This window comes from Citricoccus alkalitolerans (assembly GCF_039528175.1).
In the GTDB taxonomy this organism is placed as follows: domain Bacteria; phylum Actinomycetota; class Actinomycetes; order Actinomycetales; family Micrococcaceae; genus Citricoccus; species Citricoccus alkalitolerans.
Map to the genome: position 1 here is coordinate 39,371 of NZ_BAAALH010000001.1, position 15,221 is coordinate 54,591.

The 15,221-nt window shown below is 68.4% G+C and carries 13 protein-coding genes and 1 tRNA gene; 11 read left to right on the forward strand and 3 right to left on the reverse strand.

Features of this window, described 5'->3' with window-relative positions; translation table 11 throughout:
- Nucleotides 1-49 precede the first annotated feature (49 nt).
- Nucleotides 50-1,177, reverse strand: coding sequence for a phosphoserine transaminase (gene serC / locus ABD134_RS00200; RefSeq protein WP_344225643.1), 1,128 nt, complete (start codon nucleotides 1,175-1,177; stop codon nucleotides 50-52).
- A gap of 238 nt (nucleotides 1,178-1,415) precedes the next feature.
- On the opposite strand from serC, the gene ABD134_RS00205 reads away from it, so the two are divergent.
- The 6 genes from ABD134_RS00205 (at nucleotide 1,416) to ABD134_RS00230 (ending at nucleotide 7,889) form a co-directional block, all read left to right on the forward strand.
- Nucleotides 1,416-2,123 carry an iron-dependent transcriptional repressor DtxR gene (locus ABD134_RS00205; protein ID WP_344225644.1) on the forward strand — a complete coding sequence of 236 codons (708 nt, stop codon included), beginning with the start codon at nucleotides 1,416-1,418 and terminating at the stop codon, nucleotides 2,121-2,123.
- A gap of 448 nt (nucleotides 2,124-2,571) precedes the next feature.
- Nucleotides 2,572-3,447 carry a C40 family peptidase gene (locus ABD134_RS00210; protein WP_344225645.1) on the forward strand — a complete coding sequence of 292 codons (876 nt, stop codon included), beginning with the start codon at nucleotides 2,572-2,574 and terminating at the stop codon, nucleotides 3,445-3,447.
- A 293-nt stretch (nucleotides 3,448-3,740) separates the two neighbouring features.
- Nucleotides 3,741-4,235 carry an HNH endonuclease gene (locus ABD134_RS00215; protein WP_344225646.1) on the forward strand — a complete coding sequence of 165 codons (495 nt, stop codon included), beginning with the start codon at nucleotides 3,741-3,743 and terminating at the stop codon, nucleotides 4,233-4,235.
- A gap of 73 nt (nucleotides 4,236-4,308) precedes the next feature.
- Complete coding sequence (locus tag ABD134_RS00220; RefSeq protein ID WP_344225647.1) at nucleotides 4,309-4,608, forward strand: DUF6457 domain-containing protein; 300 nt, start codon at nucleotides 4,309-4,311, stop codon at nucleotides 4,606-4,608.
- Nucleotides 4,605-6,488 (forward strand): ABC transporter ATP-binding protein, encoded by a 1,884-nt coding sequence (locus ABD134_RS00225; RefSeq protein WP_344225648.1) that lies wholly within the window; start codon nucleotides 4,605-4,607, stop codon nucleotides 6,486-6,488. The genes ABD134_RS00220 and ABD134_RS00225 overlap by 4 nt, the downstream gene beginning before the upstream one ends.
- Before the next feature lie 135 nt (nucleotides 6,489-6,623).
- Nucleotides 6,624-7,889 carry a glutaminase gene (locus ABD134_RS00230; protein WP_344225649.1) on the forward strand — a complete coding sequence of 422 codons (1,266 nt, stop codon included), beginning with the start codon at nucleotides 6,624-6,626 and terminating at the stop codon, nucleotides 7,887-7,889.
- A 35-nt stretch (nucleotides 7,890-7,924) separates the two neighbouring features.
- Here the strand turns inward: ABD134_RS00230 and ABD134_RS00235 are convergent.
- Nucleotides 7,925-7,998: transfer RNA gene (locus ABD134_RS00235), tRNA-Arg, on the reverse strand.
- Between the two features lie 70 nt (nucleotides 7,999-8,068).
- A complete protein-coding gene (locus tag ABD134_RS00240; RefSeq protein ID WP_344225650.1) occupies nucleotides 8,069-8,785 on the reverse strand; it encodes a hypothetical protein in 717 nt (238 codons plus the stop codon).
- A 133-nt stretch (nucleotides 8,786-8,918) separates the two neighbouring features.
- Between ABD134_RS00240 and ABD134_RS00245 the strand changes: the two genes are divergently transcribed.
- From ABD134_RS00245 to sucD, 5 genes are all read left to right on the forward strand, one after another.
- Nucleotides 8,919-9,542 (forward strand): hypothetical protein, encoded by a 624-nt coding sequence (locus ABD134_RS00245; protein WP_344225651.1) that lies wholly within the window; start codon nucleotides 8,919-8,921, stop codon nucleotides 9,540-9,542.
- A 22-nt stretch (nucleotides 9,543-9,564) separates the two neighbouring features.
- Nucleotides 9,565-10,227: a sortase domain-containing protein gene (locus ABD134_RS00250; protein WP_344225652.1), complete on the forward strand. Its 663-nt coding sequence runs from the start codon at nucleotides 9,565-9,567 to the stop codon at nucleotides 10,225-10,227.
- A gap of 121 nt (nucleotides 10,228-10,348) precedes the next feature.
- Complete coding sequence (locus tag ABD134_RS00255) at nucleotides 10,349-12,886, forward strand: UvrD-helicase domain-containing protein (RefSeq protein ID WP_344225653.1); 2,538 nt, start codon at nucleotides 10,349-10,351, stop codon at nucleotides 12,884-12,886.
- Nucleotides 12,887-13,101: 215 nt separating this feature from the next.
- Nucleotides 13,102-14,280: an ADP-forming succinate--CoA ligase subunit beta gene (gene sucC, locus ABD134_RS00260; RefSeq protein ID WP_344225654.1), complete on the forward strand. Its 1,179-nt coding sequence runs from the start codon at nucleotides 13,102-13,104 to the stop codon at nucleotides 14,278-14,280.
- 14 nt (nucleotides 14,281-14,294) lie between these two features.
- Nucleotides 14,295-15,209 carry a succinate--CoA ligase subunit alpha gene (gene sucD, locus ABD134_RS00265; RefSeq protein WP_344225655.1) on the forward strand — a complete coding sequence of 305 codons (915 nt, stop codon included), beginning with the start codon at nucleotides 14,295-14,297 and terminating at the stop codon, nucleotides 15,207-15,209.
- The last annotated feature ends 12 nt before the right edge of the window (nucleotides 15,210-15,221 follow it).

Here is a 15,221-nt window from a genome sequence, read left to right on the forward strand (position 1 = left end):
GGGTGCGCCGCCGTCGTTCTCTGTCAGGTGCGGCTCAGGCCCAGTGCGCTCAGGAAAGGCGCTCGACGACGTGGTCGATGCAGGCCAGCAAGGCCGTGACGTCATCCGGGTCGATGGCGGCGAACGTCGCGATGCGCAGCTGGTTGCGGCCGAGCTTGCGGTACGGCTCCACGTCCACCACGCCGTTGGCGCGCAGGATGGTGGCCACGGCGGCGGCATCGACGCGGCCGTCGAAGTCGACCGTGGTGATCACGGCGGACCGGTCTTCGGGGCGGGTGACGAACGGGGTGGCGAAACTCGCGTTCTCGGCCCAGGTGTAGACCCGGTTGGAGGAGTCGGCGGTGCGCGCCGTTGCGAAGTCCAGACCGCCGTTGGAGTTCATCCATTGGACCTGGTTGTCCAGCATCACCAGGGTGGCCAGTGCCGGGGTGTTGTAGGTCTGGTTCTTGACCGAGTTGTCCACGGCGGTCTTCAGGTCCAGGAAATCCGGGATCCAGCGACCGGACGCCTTGATCTCCTCCACCCGGGCCAACGCTGCGGGGGAGAAGAGGGCCAGCCAGAGGCCACCGTCCGAGGCGAAGTTCTTCTGCGGGGCGAAGTAGTAGGCATCGGTTTGGGACACGTCCACGGGCAGGCCTCCGGCGGCGGACGTCGCGTCCACGAGCACCAGGGCATCATCCGCGGCACCGGACACACTCTGGACGGGAGCGGCCACGCCGGTCGAGGTCTCGTTCTGCGGCCAAGCGTAGACGTCCACGCCGTCCTCGGCCTGCGGCTCGGGGCGGGTGCCGGGCTCGGAGGCGCGGATGGAGGAGGCCTCCAGGAACGGGGCCTGGTCCGTGGCCTTGGCGAACTTGGAGCCGAACTCGCCGAAGGACAGGTGCTGGGCCCTACGGCGCACCAGGCCGAAACTGGCGGCATCCCAGAAGGCAGTGGAGCCGCCCACGCCGAGGACGACCTCGTAGCCTTCCGGGGCGGAGAAGAGCTGCATCAGCCCCTGACGGACGCTGCCGACCAGATTCTTGACCGGCGCCTGGCGGTGGGAGGTTCCGAGCAGCTTCGGGCCGGCGGTCACCAGAGCCTGGACCTGGTCCGCGCGCACCTTGGACGGGCCGGCACCGAACCGTCCATCCTGCGGCAGCAGGTTCTGGGGAATGGTCACCTCGGGTGTGCTCATGGGATCTCCTGACGTGTCGGTAGGTCTCGGCCGGGCCGCGAAAGGCCATTCTCCCGCACCGCGGGGCGCGGGAACGCCACGTGTCGACCGGCCCTGCTTGGCCCGTGGCGGAACTCGCACCGCGGGGCCGGCCGCGCGACTAGGATGGATAGTGGACTTCCCGTGTCCGCACCCTGCATGGTCGGGGGGCAGTGACGGACACGACGCAACGTTGGGGACCTGGAGAGGAACATCAGCCGTGACGGACCTGATCGATACCACCGAGATGTATCTGCGCACCATCCTCGAACTCGAGGAGGAGGGCATCGTCCCGCTACGCGCCCGCATCGCCGAGCGCCTGGACCATTCCGGTCCCACGGTGTCCCAGACCGTCGCCCGCATGGAACGTGACGGCCTGGTGCACGTCCGCAACGACCGGCACCTGGAACTGACCGAGGACGGCCGAGAGAAGGCCGTGGGCGTGATGCGCAAGCACCGCCTCGCCGAACGCCTACTGGCCGACGTCATCGGTTTGGACTGGGCCTATGTGCATGAGGAGGCCTGCCGCTGGGAGCACGTGATGAGCGAACAGGTTGAACTGCGCCTGCTCGAGCTGCTCCACAACCCGGCGGAGTCACCCTACGGGAACCCGATCCCGGGCCTGGGCCACCTCCACGCCCCGGTGCCGGGCCATGGATCTCCGTTCGACCGGGGCGAGCGGCTCTCGGTCGTGTCCAGCCAGCCCGGCCGTTACACCGTGGTGCGTCTGACCGAGGCCATCCAGACAGACCCGGAACTGTTGGGCGAGCTGGCGCTGGCCGGCGTCCGCCCCAGCCAGGACATCGACATCGTGGCCGGTGACGGATATGTCACGGTCCGGCCCTCGGAGGCCGTCGAGGGCGGGGTGGCGCTTGAGGTGAACGGGGAGACCGCCTCGCACATCATCGTGGAGCGTCGCCAGCTCTGAACCGTGTTGGCCGAGGGGTCAAATGCAGATGACCAGCGGCGTTGTGGCATGATGTGATGCGGTGCAGGCCGCGCCGGGACTCAGCCGGCGGTGCAGCACAGAAGACTCCGCCTGGTGGACGGGTGTGGCAACCATGCCGACGGACCTCGGAACTCGTTGAAGAAGTCACTGGCGTTACCGGTTCTGCACCGATTTGTGATCTGGCATTGATCCAAGAACCCCGGGAATACGCGGCCTTCGGCCCGGTCTGACACGTTTTCCCCCACCTCGTGACCTCAGCGTGACATTTATAAACTTTTGATATACCTTGGATCCAGCGCTCCGGACAGTCCTGATCGGAGCGACATACCGGTGGTTTGCCATTCCCCCCGCGACCACGGTGCACACAGCAGTCGTCAATCATGGCGGGGGCGGGCTCTGTCCGGAGGCACGTGAGAGAGGTATTTACGTGTCGAAGCGCAGCTCCGCAGCACGCCACCGCGCCGTTCCGGCGAACGCCAACCCGCTGGAGGCCATCTCCAAGGCCGTCTCATCGAACGCCGGGACCGTGGGTCGCCAGGCCGCCGTCGTGGCCGCCGCCTCCGGGCTGGTGCTGTCGATCGGTATGCCGGCCCAGGGCGCTGCCCCGGCCGTCCGCGAGACCACCAGCATTCCGGCCCCGGGCCTGGACATCGAGCGCGCCGCGGTGACCACCGTCAACGTCGCCGCCGCTAAGGATGCGAAGGTCGAGCTCGACCGCGCCTCGGTCACGTCCAAGCCGGCCCCTGAGCCCGAACCGGCCCCGGAGCCGGCCCCGGAGCCCGAGTACACCGCCGCCTCGCAGAGCGAGTCCACTGAGCGAGCCGAGCGGTCCGCCCCCTCGGAGTCCTCGTCTACTACTTCGTCCTCCTCTTCCTCGGATGAGTCCGAGGAGTCCTCCCGGGAGTCCTCCGCGCCCCAGGAGGCCGCTGCAGAACCGGCTCCGGCCGCGCAGAGCTCCAGCGTGGGCGGCGTCGTGGGTGCTGCCTACGCCGGCGTGGGCGTGCCGTACGTCTACGGCGGCAAGACCACCTCCGGTTGGGACTGCTCGGGCTTCGTGGCCTGGGCCTACCGCCAGGCCGGGATCAACATCCCCTCCTCCACGTCCGCCATCCGTGGCTCCGGGCTCTTCGTCCAGACCTCCAACCCGAAGCCGGGCGACCTGGTGTTCCAGAACGGTGGCGGCCACGTCGGCATCTACGTCGGCAACGGCCAGATGATCGGCGCCCAGAACCCCTCCGTCGGAACCTTCCAGCACTCCGTGACCCGGAACCCGCTGATGGGGTACTACACCTACGTCGGCTGACCACCGACTGCATGACCCGGCCGTGACCGCCGGTGAATGACGACTGCTACGAGGGCCTCTCCATGTGGAGGGGCCCTCGGTCGTTTCCCCGGTGAAGGGGACGTGAAGGACCCGTGAACACTCTCGGCGACACGCCCGGCAGCGGGGGTGCCTGACCCGCGGGGTACCTCGGTGGCGCGTATCCTGAGTCTGATCGTCAACCCGATTCATCCCCGCAGACGCCGGATGGCCGGGTCGGTACCCGGCGGACGATCCGGCGCCCGCGGCACAGACGAAGCCGCGAGGTACGTCCCATGCGCACTCTGGTCCTGAACGCCGGCTACGAGCCGCTGTCCGTCGTCAGCTACCGGCGCGCCATCCTGCTGGTGGGCACCGGCAAGGCGAGCGTGCTCGCCGACGGCGGGGATCCGGTCGTCGGGCCCTCCACCACCGTGCGCCGGCCCGCCGTCATCCTGCTCACGCGGTACGTCCGCATCCCACACTCCGATTCGACGCCCGTGTCCCGCCGCGGGGTACTGCGCCGCGACGGTCATCTCTGCGCCTATTGCGGGCGGAGCGCCACCACGGTGGACCACGTCCACCCGCGGTCCCGCGGCGGCGAGGACTCCTGGGAGAACCTGGTGGCCTGCTGCCTCGCCTGCAACAACGCGAAGGGGGACCGCACCCTGGCCCAGATCGGCTGGGCCCTGCGCATCACCCCGGCCCGCCCGCGCGGCGCCCAATGGAGGATCCGCGAGTTGGAGAAGCCGGCCGAGCTGTGGACGGACTTCCTCGCCGCCGTGGCCTGATCCGGCTGCGGTGGGAGCTTTGGTAAGGATGTCCACACCGGATGCCCGAGGCGCCCGGACCTAGACTGGTGCGGTGTCCGAGACCCAGCCTGCCGCGCCACAGCCAGCCACCGTGCCCTCAGCCACCGGGTGGCCAGCCGAGTTGATGACCGCACTCGAGCTGGACGGCGTCCACCCCGAGTTCGCCTGGCTGGAGCGCCTCGCCCGGAACGCCGCGGACGCCTCGGGGGACGACGGCGACGCTGCGGCCACCGCTTTCATCGCCGGCTACGCCGCAGGACTGGCCGAGGGATCGAACCAGGCCAGCTTCGACCGGGCTCACAGGGCGTCACTCCGGAGGATCGAGCGGCTGCTGGACCGGCCCACCCCATGAGCATGGAACGCGCGGCCATGCAGGCCATGCGCCGGGCCAGCCACGGTGACCCCTCCGGCGGGCGGCGGCTCCAACCGGGCACCATCCGGCGCAGCCTGGACTTCGTCCGCAGGTACAAGGGCAAGCTGGTCTTCTACCTGATGCTCTCCGTGGTCGGGGCGGTCCTGGGCGTGGCCTCGCCGATCCTGGCCGGTGACGTGGTGGACGCGATCGTGGGCGGCGGGAACGCCGACCGCATCGTCCAACTGGCCCTGCTGATCGCCACCGTGGCCGTCCTGGACGCAGTCCTGGCGGTGGTGACCCGCTGGCTGTCCTCAGACCTGGGTGAGCGGATCATCTACGACCTGCGCACAGCGGTGTTCGACCACGTGCAGAAGATGCCGATCGCGTTCTTCATGCGGACCCGGACCGGCGCGCTGGTCTCCCGACTCAACAATGACGTGATCGGGGCGCAGACGGCGATCTCGAGGACCCTGTCCGGCGTGGTGATGAATTTCGTCTCCGTGGTGCTCACCCTGATCGTCATGCTGACCACCTCGTGGCAGATCACTCTCGTCTCGCTGGTGCTGCTGCCGCTGTTCTTCATCCCCGCTCGCGTGATGGGCGGCAAGATCGCCGAGCTCAGCCGCAGCCAGGCGCACCGCAACGCCGCGATGGGCGATCAGATGACCGAGCGCTTCTCCGCCCCCGGTGCCACGCTGGTCAAGCTCTTCGGCCAGCCGCGGCGTGAATCGGCCGAGTTCGCGGCACGGGCGGACCGGGTCCGGGCCACCGGCGTGGGGATCTCCGTGCGCCAGTCCGTGTTCATGACGGCCCTGACGCTGGTCTCGGCGCTGGCCCTGGCCGCCGTGTACGGCGTCGGCGGGCTGCAGGCCCTGGCGGGCCAGCTCAACGCCGGCGACGTGGTCACCCTCGCACTGCTGCTGACCCGACTGTACGGTCCGTTGACCGGCCTGGCCAGTGCGCGAGTGGAGATCATGGGTGCCCTGGTCTCCTTTGACCGGATCTTCGAGGTCCTCGACCTGGAACCACTCATCCGGGAGAGGCCCGAGGCGCGGACCATCCCGGCCGGACCCGTCACCCTTGAGGTGCAGGACGTCCGCTTCGCCTACCCGGGCGCGGACCAGGTCTCCCTGGCCTCCCTCGAGGACGTCGCGGTCCTGGACCGCCGCGGCGGCTCCGAGGTCCTGCACGGTATCTCCTTCACCGTGCAGCCCGGCCAGACCTACGCGCTGGTCGGCACCTCCGGTGCGGGCAAATCCACCATCGCGTCCCTGCTCGCCCGACTGTACGACGTCGGCTCCGGCACCATCCGCTACAACGGCACCGACCTCAGGGACACCACGTTCACGTCCCTGAAGGAGACGGTCGGGATGGTCACCCAGGACGGGCACCTCTTCCATGACTCGATCCGCGGGAACCTGACCCTGGCCCGGCCCGAGGTCGGCGATGCCGAGATCTGGGATGCCATCGACCGGGCCCGGTTGCGCGGGGTGGTGGAGGGATTGCCGGACGGCCTGGACACCGTGGTGGGGGAGCGCGGGTACCGGCTCTCCGGCGGTGAGCGCCAACGCATGACCATCGCCCGCCTGCTGCTGGCGGCCCCGCGCGTCGTGCTGCTGGACGAGGCCACCGCCGCCCTGGACTCCACCTCGGAGAAGGCCGTGCAGGCCGCCCTCGCGGAGGCGCTGCAGGGACGCACCGCCGTGGTGATCGCCCACCGGCTCTCCACCATCCGCTCGGCCGACCGCATCCTGGTGGTGGAGGGCGGGCGCGTGGTGGAGGAGGGCCCGCACGAGGCCCTGCTGGCCGCGGGCGGGAGGTATGCCGAGCTGTACCGGACGCAGTTCGACGATCCGGGACCGGACTCGGACCGCTGAGACGGCCTCCTTGCCGCCGTGACGCAGGTCGCCTAGCATCTGCACAGATCCCCGTGTTCGGAAGGCGGATCACCAGACCGGACGAGGCGGCGGTGTCCGCGAACCGGGCAGCTCCGAGAACAAGGAGTACCACTCATGCGCACACCGGTCCCGGAGTACCTCCAAGAAGTCCTGGACGACTGCGTCGGTCTGGGCGAGGGCGCTGTTGCCGACTACATCCCGGAGCTCGCCGTGGCTGATCCGGACGTCTTCGGCATCGCGCTGTCGACGGTCGACGGCCGCACGTACTCTGTCGGTGACGACGAACGAGAGTTCTCCATCCAGTCCGTATCCAAGCCGTTCGCGTACGCGGCGGCCTTGACCGATCGCGGTCTGCAACGGGTGGCACAGACGGTGGCGGTCGAACCCTCGGGGGAGGCCTTCGACGAACTGTCCCTCGAGACGGACTCGCACCGGCCCAAGAACCCGATGATCAATGCCGGAGCCATCGCCACCCACCAGTTGCTCGGCGGAGAAGGTGCTTCGCCCACGGATCGGACGGACCGCATCCTGGAGTTCTGCTCCCGGCTTGCCGGTCGGCAGCTGTCCATCGACCGGTCCGTGGCGGCATCCGAGTTGGCCACTGCCGATCGAAACCTGGCCTTGGCCCACCTGCTGCGCAACTACGGCGTCATCGACGGAGACGCACATGAGGCGGTGTCCGGGTACATCGACCAATGCTCGATTCTCGTGACTGTCCGTGATCTCGGCATCATGGGCGCCACCCTGGCCAACGCCGGTGCGCACCCGGTCACCGGGGAGCAGATCGTCTCGCCCGCCGTTGCGCGGCAGACCCTCTCGGCCATGGCGGCGGCCGGAATGTACGACGGTGCCGGCACCTGGTTCTCCGAGGTGGGCATACCGGCCAAGAGCGGGGTCTCCGGCGGATTGCTCGGCAGCCTCCCCGGGCAAGTGGGAATCGGGGTGTTCTCGCCCCGACTGGACGCCAAGGGCAACAGCGTCAGGGCAGTGGAGGTCTGCCGACGCCTGTCGGCGGACATGGGCCTGCACCTCATGGAGGCCGAAACCTACGGGTCCACCGTCCTCAGACGGGTTGTCGCCGGAGAGGACGAGACGGTCATCTCCCTCCAGGGTGTGGTGCAGTTCACCGGTGCCGAGGCGGTGCTCGACCACATCCAGGACATCACCATAGATGCCCCCACAGTCGTGTTCGATCTGCAGCGGGTCGATCGCTTCGCTGATGTGGGCCGGCGCATGATCCTTGAGGGGATGCGACGCCTGGTCCTGGATGGTTACCGCGTTGTCCTGGAGGATCCGGAAGGGACCCTGCCTGATCCCGACCTGGGCGATGGCACCTACCCTGAGCTGCGCTCCATGACATTCGCGGCACGAGAACCCTGAGTCTGGTCCCCGCGCGTGACCCTTTGAGGGTGGTGTGCCCCCGACTGGATTCGAACCAGCGACCTGCCCTTTAGGAGAGGGCCGCTCTATCCTGCTGAGCTACGGGGGCCAGGGACCGTGGACGCCGGGCCTTCGGCTCGGAGCGTCGGTCCACCAGAACATCCTACGCAACGATCACGCTAGTGCGGTTTCGACGACGCCGCGGCGATCTGCGCCCTGCGTTCGGCGACCGAACGGCGGACCTTGCCCAGGACCATCAGCACCACCCAGAGGGCGACCGCCACCAGCAGCACCCACCGTGTCGAGGTGAAGGCCGATGCCAGCGCGGCCCCCTTTCCACCGGCGTTCAGAGCGGACTCGATGAGCATGTTCTCCGCGATGTCCACCACGGCGAAGACGGCGCCGGCGGCGTACGAGAGCCAGCGGCCCCAGCCTCGCGGCAGGCACCAGGCGGCCACGGCGGACACACAGAGGAAGAGGAACAGCGGGAAGATCACCCCGGCGGTCTTGTGCACCCAGTTCAGCTGGCCGTGCGCATCCTCGTTCATCGCCGCGTCGAGCTCCGCGAGAGCCGCCATGTCATAGGTGAAGCGATGGTCCGGCATGGGCAGCCCGCCGGACAGCGCGGACATCTGCGGCAACACCATGATGTGCAGGTAGAAGAACATGAACAGCGTGGCGCCGATCAGCGCGATGACGAGCATGCCCGGGCTGCCCTGCTGTTGGCCCGAGGCTCGCAGGTCCTGCTTCGCCTGGCCCACGGACACCTTGGGATGCCGGACGGGTGCGACGCCGGCCGGGCGGTCGTCCTTGCCCTCGACCTTGGTCTTGCGCTGGGCGCCGGCCCGGGCCGGATGGCCGACGGGGCCCTTCTTCTGGTTCTTCTTCTGCGACACGTGGAACCTCCAGCCTCGATTATCCCAGTTGTCCGGGCTGTTCGCGTCCAGCATCGGTCGCCCCCCTCGGTGGCACGGTCTCCGGCTCCGCCCCGGGTCTCTTCTCCTGCTCCAGAATGTTCTTCCACAGGCCATGATCGAGTTGGACGGCAACGAAGCCACCGTCACGGTCAAGGTCTCCGGGGCCGCAGAGACCTTCATGGACGGCCCCTTCCCACATGCCCAGCACATCCACATTGGCGCCCAGGGCGTCTGCCCACCTGCGCAGGCCGACACCGATGGGGACGGTGCCATCAGTGTCCCGGAAGGCCATCCCTTCTATGGAGACATCGGCACCTCGCTGACCACCGAGGGCGACACCAGCGCCGATTCCGCCCTTGCGGTCGAGCGGTTCCCGGGCGGTTCCGCCTACAACTACGAGCGCACGTTCGAGCTCAACGACGCCACCGCCGCCTCCCTGGCGGACGGCACCGCCGTGGTGGTGGTCCACGGCGTGGACCCGACCAAGCTGAGCGCGGAGGCTCAGGAGAAGCCGAGCGAACTGGATCCGGCCCTTCCCCTGGCAGCCACCCTCCCGGCGGCCTGCGGAACGGTGAGCGTCTCGCAGATGGGCCAGATGCCGGAGGGCGGCGCTGACACCGGCTCGCCAGTCCAGCAGTCCGACACCTCGGGGATCTTCCTGGGCGTGGGGGCCCTCGCCGTGGCGGCCCTCGGTGGCGGCGCATGGGCAGTCAGCCGCCGGTCGAGCCGGGCCTGAGCGACCGGAGGCAGCCCACACCATGACGTTCCCTTCGACCGGTCGCCGCGCAGTCCTGACGGGCTGCGCGGCGGCCGCCCTCCTGCTCATCGCCTCCTGCTCGGTGCCGCCGGATCCGTCCGGTGCTGATTCTGCCGGGCGGGGGGAATCCTCGGCTTCGGCGAGCGCATCCGAGAGCGACTCGGCCGCGGCCACCCGTGGCGCGCTGGATCCCGGGCCAGAGGCCCTGCCCGCCTCAGAACCGACCACGATCTCGCTGCCGGGGATCGATGTCGAGTCCGAGGTGATGCAGCTCGGCCTGCAGGACGACGGGGTGATCGAGGTTCCTCCCTACAACCTGGGCTCCCCGGCCGGCTGGTTCGTCCACTCGCCGACCCCGGGGGAGGTCGGGCCCTCGGTCATCCTGGGACACCGCAACGGCATTGAAGGCGGTCCGGGGATCTTCGCCGACCTTCCGCAGACCGAGGTGGGGGACTCCATCGCGATCACCCGGCAGGACGGATCGGTCGCCAGCTTCACCGTCTACCGAACTGAACTGTTCCGCAAGGACGAGGGTTTCCCCACCCTGGAGGTCTACGGCAATACCGTGGGACCGGAGATCAGGCTGATCACCTGTGATGGGCTGAATCAGGAGACGGGGATGCTGGAGGACAACTTCATCGTCTACGCGACCTTGGACACCTGAGACGCCGCCTGACCTTCGGCCTGAGACCCCGACTGGGTGCCAGCGGAGGAGGCTCGGCGTCAGCCGGCGTTGTGGACGGCACCTTCGGGTGTCCGGCCCGCTCGGTAGACTGGACGCCACCATGCCCCAGAATTTCCAGACCTCCCTGCCCGGCCTGTTCACCTCCCGCACCACCCAGCCAGTCGGCGCGGACCCGGAGGCCTTCATCTCCGCTGCCCCGGCGCACCGCGCCCCGACGGCCGATGACCTGCTGGAGGGGCTGAACGAGCAGCAGAAGCAGGCCGTGGTCCATACCGGCGGCCCGCTGCTGATCGTGGCGGGCGCCGGCTCGGGCAAGACTCGCGTACTGACCCACCGCATCGCCTACGCCCTGGCCACGGGCCGGGCCCGGCCGCACGAGGTCCTGGCGATCACCTTCACCAACAAGGCCGCCGCGGAGATGCGCGAACGCATCTCCGCCCTGATTGGTCCGGCGGCCGAGAAGATGTGGATCTCCACCTTCCACTCCTCGAGCGTACGTATCCTGCGCCGAGAGGCCGCCTCGGTGGGCCTGAAGTCCAACTTCTCGATCTACGACTCCGCGGACTCCCTGCGCCTGGTCACCTCGATCGTCAAGGCCCACGACCTGGACCCCAAGAAGTTCACGCCCAAGTCGCTGCTCAACAAGATCAGTGCGCTGAAGAACGAGCTCGTGGATGCCGAGGACCACTCCTCGACGGTCTCCGAGTCGGATCCGTTCGCCCAGGCGGTGGCCACCGTGTACCTGGAGTACACCCAACGGCTGCGCCAGGCCAACGCCATGGACTTCGACGACCTCATCGGCATGACGGTCAACATCTTCGAGGCGTTCCCCGCCGTGCTGGACAACTACCGCCGCCGCTTCCGGCACGTGCTGGTAGACGAGTACCAGGACACCAACCACGCCCAGTACCGCCTCGTCCGCCTCCTGACGGGTCCGGCCCACGAGCCGGAAGGAGTCGAGACGGCCGGCGGTGAGCTGACCGTGGTTGGCGATTCGGACCAGTCCATCTACGCGTTCCGCGGCGCGGACATCCGCAACATCGTGGAGTTCGAGCAGGACTACACCCAGGCGACCACCATCAAGCTCGAGCAGAACTACCGCTCCTCACAGACCATCCTGGACGCCGCCAACGCGGTGATCTCCAAGAACCCGAAGCGCCGGCCCAAGAACCTGTGGACCGCGGAAGGGGCGGGGGAGAAGATCATCGGCTATGCGGCCGAGAACGAGTCCGCCGAGGCCGAGTGGATCGCCACCACCATCGACCGGCTGCAGGACGAGGACGGGATCCGGCCGGCCGACGTCGCCGTGTTCTACCGGACCAACGCGCAGTCCCGTTCGCTGGAGGAACGCCTCGTCACCAAGGGCATCCCGTACCGGGTCATCGGCGGCACGCGGTTCTACGACCGCAAGGAGATCAAGGACGCGCTCGCCTACCTGCGTGTCCTGGAGAATCCCGACGACGACGTGAACCTGCGCCGCATCCTCAACGAACCCAAGCGCGGGATCGGGGATCGCGCCGAAGGGGCCGTGGCGGCCCTGCAGACGCGCAACCGGTCGACCTTCTTCGAGGCCCTCCGGCAGGCGGACCAGGCGCCCGCGATGGCCAGCCGGTCGGTGAAGGCGGTCAACGGATTCGTCCAGATGATGGACGACTTGGCCCAGGTGGCCGCCACCTCGGGTGCCGCCACCGTCCTGGAAGCTGTGCTGGAGCAGACCGGCATGCTCACCGCCCTGCGCTCCTCCGAGGACCTGCAGGACGAGTCCCGGGCAGACAATCTCGGCGAACTGGTCGCCGTGGTCCGGGAATTCGAGAAGAACAACCCCGGTGGGACGCTGGGAGACTTTCTGGAGCAGGTGGCCCTGGTGGCCGATGCCGACCAGTTGCCGGACGCCTCGGACGAGGAAGGGGCGGAGCTGGCCGAACAGCTCGGCCAGGTCACGCTCATGACCCTGCACACGGCCAAGGGCCTGGAATTCCCGGTGGTGTTCCTGACCGGCATGGAGCACGGGGTGTTCCCGCACTCTCGGTCCATGACGGACGAGAAGGAGCTGGCCGAGGAGCGGCGGCTGGCCTATGTGGGGCTGACCAGGGCGCGGAAACGCCTGTTCGTCTCGCGTGCGGAGGCCCGGTCCCTGTGGGGGCAGCACCAGTTCAACCCGCCCAGCCAATTCCTGGGAGAGATCCCCGAGGCGTTGCTGGACTGGGAACGGGAGGGCTCGGCGCGCCCCGCCGGTTTCGCCGGAGGGCCGTTGGGTGGATGGGGCAGTGGCTCCATCGGCGGCCACGGTGGGCAGAACGGCCAGGAAGGCTCTCAGTCCCGCTATCCTCAGCGGTTCTCCGGCTCCCACTGGGGAGCCGGTGGGCCGACATCCAACCGGCCTGCCCGCGCGTCGGGCAGCTATGCGGAGGACGCGGAGCTGAAGGTTCCCCAGCGTGGGGCCGCCCGCACGCGCGTGCAGCCGCAGAAGGAGATGGTCTCATTGAGCCCCGGCGACCACGTGGAGCACGGGACCTTCGGCCGCGGCACCGTCCTGAGCCTCGAGGGCCAGGGGGACAAGATCGTGGCCAAGGTGAGCTTCGACGGCACCGAGAAACGGTTGCTGCTGCGGTACGCCCCGCTGAGCAAGGTCGAGTGACCGCCCGGTGGAATAACCGACCGGTCCCGCCGTGGACTAAGGTATGGGATGGAACGCCCGGGGAACCCCTGGGCTTCCGGCCGGCTTCCGCCGTGCCGGACATGCTCCGGTCAATGTCAGGGGTGGAAACGCCCTTCGTCACTGCACTGTGGTGTGCCTGATGCCGCTCGCGGAATCCGACCGTCCCCGTTTTCGACGTAGAAGGACTGCAACCCGTGGACCTGTATGAATACCAGGCGCGCGATCTGTTCGAGGCACACGGTGTTCCCGTGCTGGCTGGCATCGTGGCGCAGACTCCGGAAGAGGCCAAGGCGGCCGCTGAGAAGATTGGCGGCGTGACCGTCGTCAAGGCCCAGGTAAAGGTCGGTGGCCGTGGTAAGGCCGGCGGCGTGAAGGTCGCCAAGACCGCCGATGAGGCCTTTCAGTACGCCAAGGACATCCTGGGCATGGACATCAAGGGCCACACGGTCCACCAGGTCATGATCGCCCAGGGCGCCGACATCGCCGAGGAGTACTACTTCTCCGTGCTGCTGGACCGCTCCAACCGCACCTACCTGGCCATGTGCTCGGTCGAGGGCGGCATGGAGATCGAGCAGCTCGCCGTCGAGCGCCCCGAGGCCCTGGCCAAGGTTCCCGTCTCCGCGCTGACCGGCATCGATGCCGAGACCGCTGCCAAGATCGTGGCCGAGGCCAACTTCCCCGAAGAGCTGCGCGGCAAGGTCGCGGACGTTCTGGTCAAGCTGTGGGATGTCTTCGAGAAGGAAGACGCCACGCTCGTGGAGGTCAACCCGCTGGTCAAGACCGGTGCCGGTGACATCATCGCCCTTGATGGCAAGGTCACCCTGGACGAGAACGCCGAGTTCCGCCAGGACGGCCACGCGGCACTGGTGGACAAGCGCACCGAGGACCCGTTGGAGGCCAAGGCCAAGGCCAATGACCTCAACTACGTCAAGCTCGATGGCCAGGTCGGCATCATCGGCAACGGCGCCGGCCTCGTGATGTCCACGCTGGACGTGGTCGCCTACGCCGGTGAGAGCCACGGCAACGTCAAGCCCGCCAACTTCCTGGACATCGGTGGTGGCGCCTCGGCCGAGGTCATGGCCAACGGCCTGGACGTCATCCTGAATGATGAGCAGGTTCAGTCCGTGTTCGTGAACGTCTTCGGTGGCATCACCTCGTGTGACGCGGTGGCCCACGGCATCGTCAAGGCCCTCGAGATCCTGGGCGACGCCGCCACCAAGCCCCTCGTGGTCCGCCTGGACGGCAACAACGTCGAGGAAGGTCGCCGGATCCTCTCCGAGGCCCACCACCCGCTGGTGACCCTCGCCACCACCATGGACGAAGGCGCCGACAAGGCCGCTGAACTCGCCAACACCGCGTCGGCTGACAAGTAAGGACCCCTCAACTCATGTCGATCTACCTGAACAAGGATTCCAAGGTCATCGTCCAGGGCATCACCGGCGGCGAAGGCACCAAGCACACCGCCCTGATGCTCAAGGCCGGCACCAACATCGTCGGCGGCGTGAACGCCCGCAAGGCCGACACCACCGTGACGCACAGCCGTGCGGACGGCTCCGAGGTTGAACTGCCCGTCTTCGGTTCCGTGGCCGAGGCCATGGAGAAGACCGGCGCCGATGTGTCCGTGGCCTTCGTGCCACCGAAGTTCGCCAAGGATGCGGCCATCGAGGCCGTCGAGGCCAAGATGCCGCTGCTCGTGGTCATCACTGAGGGCATTCCGGTGCAGGACACCGCTGAGTTCTACGCACTGGCCGAGTCCCGCACCGACGCCGACGGCAAGCCGACCACCACGATCATCGGCCCGAACTGCCCCGGCGTCATCACCCCCGGCGAGGCGCTGGCCGGCATCACCCCGGCCAACATCACCTCCAAGGGCCCGATCGGACTGGTCTCCAAGTCCGGCACGCTGACCTACCAGATGATGTACGAGCTGCGTGATCTCGGCTTCTCCACCGCCATCGGCATCGGCGGCGACCCGGTCATCGGGACCACCCACATCGATGCCCTCGCGGCGTTCGAGGCGGACCCGGAGACCAAGGCCATCGTGATGATCGGCGAGATCGGCGGCGACGCCGAGGAGCGTGCGGCCGACTTCATCAAGGCCAACGTCACCAAGCCGGTCGTCGGCTACGTGGCCGGCTTCACGGCTCCGGAGGGCAAGACCATGGGCCACGCCGGCGCCATCGTCTCCGGATCCTCCGGCACCGCCCAGGCCAAGAAGGAGGCCCTCGAGGCCGCCGGCGTCAAGGTGGGCAAGACTCCGTCCGAGACGGCCGACCTGATGCGGCAGCTCCTGAACGGCTGAGCCGCCACCTCT

What these genes read in the sequence shown, in the direction of transcription:
- ABD134_RS00225 (WP_344225648.1), top strand. Translation starts at nt 4,605, where the DNA reads ATGAGCATGGAACGCGCGGCCATGCAGGCCATGCGCCGGGCCAGCCAC.
- serC (WP_344225643.1), bottom strand. Translation starts at nt 1,177, where the DNA reads ATGAGCACACCCGAGGTGACCATTCCCCAGAACCTGCTGCCGCAGGAT.
- sucD (WP_344225655.1), top strand. Translation starts at nt 14,295, where the DNA reads ATGTCGATCTACCTGAACAAGGATTCCAAGGTCATCGTCCAGGGCATC.
- ABD134_RS00255 (WP_344225653.1), top strand. Translation starts at nt 10,349, where the DNA reads ATGCCCCAGAATTTCCAGACCTCCCTGCCCGGCCTGTTCACCTCCCGC.
- ABD134_RS00230 (WP_344225649.1), top strand. Translation starts at nt 6,624, where the DNA reads ATGCGCACACCGGTCCCGGAGTACCTCCAAGAAGTCCTGGACGACTGC.
- ABD134_RS00250 (WP_344225652.1), top strand. Translation starts at nt 9,565, where the DNA reads ATGACGTTCCCTTCGACCGGTCGCCGCGCAGTCCTGACGGGCTGCGCG.
- ABD134_RS00245 (WP_344225651.1), top strand. Translation starts at nt 8,919, where the DNA reads ATGATCGAGTTGGACGGCAACGAAGCCACCGTCACGGTCAAGGTCTCC.
- ABD134_RS00215 (WP_344225646.1), top strand. Translation starts at nt 3,741, where the DNA reads ATGCGCACTCTGGTCCTGAACGCCGGCTACGAGCCGCTGTCCGTCGTC.